The organism is Syntrophaceticus schinkii, from assembly GCF_000946815.1.
Taxonomy (GTDB): domain Bacteria; phylum Bacillota; class DSM-12270; order Thermacetogeniales; family Thermacetogeniaceae; genus Syntrophaceticus; species Syntrophaceticus schinkii.
Window position 1 is genome coordinate 1 of record NZ_CDRZ01000092.1, and the last position, 3,124, is coordinate 3,124.

The 3,124-nt window shown below is 44.3% G+C and carries 7 protein-coding genes; 1 reads left to right on the forward strand and 6 read right to left on the reverse strand.

Annotated features, from left to right (window positions below; all coding sequences use genetic code 11):
- Nucleotides 1-495, forward strand: a 495-nt coding sequence (locus tag SSCH_RS05305) for a hypothetical protein (RefSeq protein ID WP_044664567.1), incomplete at its 5' end; no start/stop codon positions are given.
- 212 nt (nt 496-707) lie between these two features.
- Here SSCH_RS05305 and SSCH_RS21745 read toward each other — a convergent pair.
- The 6 genes from SSCH_RS21745 to SSCH_RS05320 form a co-directional block, all read right to left on the reverse strand.
- Nucleotides 708-833, reverse strand: coding sequence for a Gfo/Idh/MocA family oxidoreductase (locus SSCH_RS21745; protein ID WP_408645697.1), 126 nt, complete (start codon nt 831-833; stop codon nt 708-710).
- A gap of 28 nt (nt 834-861) precedes the next feature.
- On the reverse strand, nt 862-1,131 hold the full coding sequence (locus SSCH_RS22305) for a DegT/DnrJ/EryC1/StrS family aminotransferase (RefSeq protein WP_456300450.1): 270 nt from the start codon (nt 1,129-1,131) through the stop codon (nt 862-864).
- On the reverse strand, nt 1,064-1,447 hold the full coding sequence (locus SSCH_RS22310; RefSeq protein WP_332306906.1) for a DegT/DnrJ/EryC1/StrS family aminotransferase: 384 nt from the start codon (nt 1,445-1,447) through the stop codon (nt 1,064-1,066). The genes SSCH_RS22305 and SSCH_RS22310 overlap by 68 nt, the downstream gene beginning before the upstream one ends.
- Nucleotides 1,372-1,563: a hypothetical protein gene (locus SSCH_RS22315; protein ID WP_052835355.1), complete on the reverse strand. Its 192-nt coding sequence runs from the start codon at nt 1,561-1,563 to the stop codon at nt 1,372-1,374. The genes SSCH_RS22310 and SSCH_RS22315 overlap by 76 nt, the downstream gene beginning before the upstream one ends.
- 98 nt (nt 1,564-1,661) lie before the next feature.
- Entirely contained in the window at nt 1,662-2,066 is a 405-nt protein-coding gene (locus SSCH_RS20025) for a hypothetical protein (protein ID WP_232294236.1), read from the reverse strand.
- Nucleotides 2,067-2,246: 180 nt separating this feature from the next.
- The gene (locus tag SSCH_RS05320) at nt 2,247-2,558 is read right to left on the reverse strand and encodes a transposase (protein ID WP_044664569.1); all 312 of its coding nucleotides are present in this window, start codon (nt 2,556-2,558) and stop codon (nt 2,247-2,249) included.
- Nucleotides 2,559-3,124: the final 566 nt, after the last annotated feature.

Consider the following 3,124-nt stretch of genomic DNA (forward strand, 5'->3'; position numbering starts at 1 on the left):
GAGCTGCGAGATCGATCATCGGCCTGGGCTAGTCTTGGTAGAAGCAAAAGCCACAGTAATGAGCTTGAAACTAGAGGAAAACCATTGGACAATACTTCTGCCAATAGTGTTGAGAACCATGAGCGTATCGGTAAGGCCATCAAAGAAGCCTGCATTGGGTGGCAATGCATAGATAACCAGGTAAATATTTCTCGAGATTCACACTACCAGTTAGCAAATCGGCTAGCTTTCACGTGGATGCTGGCAAAGCTCGGTTTTCCTGTAGTTCTACTGTACCTTGGATTTACCGGTGATAAAGGGATCGAAGATTTAGGGACACCATTTTCTGATGACAGCGATTGGCAGAATGCATTTGCTCAGTATGTCACAGGTACAATCCCAATAGATCTATTTGGGAAGCGTCATGAGTTCAACAATGTCCCGGTTTGGCTATTATCACGCAGCCGCCCTGTTATTGGAGTATCACCACCCCCCCGCCCTAAGAAGTCGCTATAGTGCGGCGGCCTGGAATTAGAGGTCCCATGCTGACAAAAATGGCGGTCCAACACCAGGGGCGTTAAATCTAAATAAAACAATAAAGCAAGCCTGACCCCAATTAAAGTATATTCCCCTACCGCCGGTATATAGCTATGATGGTTTCTAGTGCTTTGCGCCCTTCTCTGCCGTCGATATATGGTCTCTACTGCCCTGTATTGACTTTGATATCCTTATGCTCTCTCTTCGATAATGTCACAGACAGACAAAAGTTTTACCTTTTCATTTTTATTGATCGCTTCAGCATGTTTGTGAGCAATTCTGCCGCAGCCGATAATTCCAAAGTTCAGTTGTTTCAGTTTGCTTCATCTCCAAAAAAGTTTGCGATCAGAGCTGCTGCCCTTTTGATTTCATCCCTTTTAGTTCTGGGAACATCGGAAGAGAAAGAACCTGATTTGCTGCCTGCTCTGAGTGTGGAAAATCCCCGGGCTTGTACCCCAGGTTGCTGAAAACAGGCTGCATGTGCAGGGCCAAAGGATAGTAGACTGTGGTGTGGACGCCCTGTGCTTTCAGATAAGACTGCAGCCTATCACGGTCTTTGGCAGCGATTGTGTACTGGTGGTAGACATGACAGCAGTTTTTGACGGTGTAGGGGATCTGAGATAGGGCAGCTTACCTTTAAGTTGTGCTGATCGGCGATCTCTATGATCCGGTCCATCTCTGCCGGCTGTCCGTAGAGGTGAACCGGAAGCAGTGCCTTTGTTTGAGATGTGATCTTCGATGCAATCAATTCAGGGTCTATATTATAGGTTTTGGGGTCTATATCTACAAAGACAGGGTTGGCACCTGTACGAACGATAGATCCGGCGGTAGCAAAAAAGGTAAACGGTGTTGTGATCACCTCATCACCAGGTCCGACACCACAGGCGAGCAGTGCCAGGTAGAGGGCATCACTGCCATTCCCAACACCGATCCCGTATTTTGCTCCACATAAATTTGCTTCTTCACTGATTTAACATGCTCACCCAGGATAAACTGGCCGCTGGCTATCACTTCATTTAAAACAGCTGTGATCTCTTCTTGGAGCAAAGAATTCTAGCGCTTGAGGTCGAAGCTGGGAACAGCTTACTGAAGGTTGTCCTGGCTTATCTTAGCCTCGGGATGAATTACCTCTGTTTTTGAAATCATCAATCTCCTTCTCCACCCGGGGTCTGCCCCACACCAAGCACTTTAAAGCCTACCTTTGCCTTCTCAACAGCAAGAGGTAACCCAACATAACCCAGACCGATAACAGAGACAAGAGCTGTTCGTGCTTCAATTTTTTGCTTTAATTCACCTGCTAAAGATCCTAATAATACATCTGGTAAAAAGTAATATGGGGTAAGAGGGCTGGCGCAACAAACATTACGGGATAGACATGATACTACGTGTGAGCAAACCATACCAGTATAGCAAAAAAGCAAGCTTGACTCCGCCTCATCTCGAACCCCCACCCTGTTTGCAAGGTGGGGGTTCCAGCACTTGATGGTAAGTATATGGGCAACTCTAACAGCATAAAGGCTCATATTGTCCCGTTCGCTTGTATTCGACAAAAGTCTGGTGGTACACGGTACCGTTGCGAGGGGGACGCTTTTCCCCCCGAGCTTGCTGCGGGCTTTCTTTCTTTTGACTATTATCATAGTAGGTGGAGCTGGCTAAGCCGATAAAGCTAAGGACGGCCCGTTTGGAGTAGCCTTCCCGTATCCACCTATTGGCAATGGCAACTTTATCGGCTACTGAGGGTTTTTACGATCGCGGATTTCCCGTAAAATAGCCAGTTCCAATTCTTTTTCTGCAAGTAACCGTTTCAGTTGGTCGTTCTGTAAACTGACTTCTTTTAGCCGTTGTTCCATTGCTTTGGTACGAGCAGCTTCTTTTCTGGGAAGCGCTTTCACGCTACCCCGCTGGCGGTATTTACTGATCCAGGTATGGACAGTACTAGGCGAAATCTCGTGACGTCTAGCAACGATGGCAACATTACCTGTTTCCTGACATTCATGAATAATCTGTTCTTTAAAATCATCACTATAACGCCTTTTTGTCATGGTATCTCCCCCTGTATTTAAAAATGTTACTATGTACAAGGGTTTCTTCCAAATTAATTAGGGGGCTATATAGAAACCATTGGAGATGAAGCGTTTATTGTTTCGCTGAAACGTTTATTTTTTATATTATAAGGGAGGAATTATTTCACCGAATAGAGAAAATATATAAATAGAGGAAACATATGATAAATTCATTAATTTCTAGATACCCTATTTAGCTGCACTAGTTTACTGAAATGCCTATAAATTTTAAGAAGAAGTGTGGTTAAATATGTATGAAATTCGGGATCCCATCCACGGGTTTATAAAAATAAGTAAATGGGAAAAAGACATCCTCGATCATTCTTCCTTTCAGCGTCTAAGGCGAATTAGACAGTTAGCTTGGACAGATATGGTTTATCCGGGAGCAACGCACACGCGATTTGAACATTCTATGGGTGTAATGCATGTAGCAAGCGAAATGTATAAATCTATACTTAGCCAGAAAGAAAGAGTATTCTTATTGAACAAGGTTTGGGGTTTAATGATGACATGGATTTGATCATTGTATCTACTCTGTTACGTTA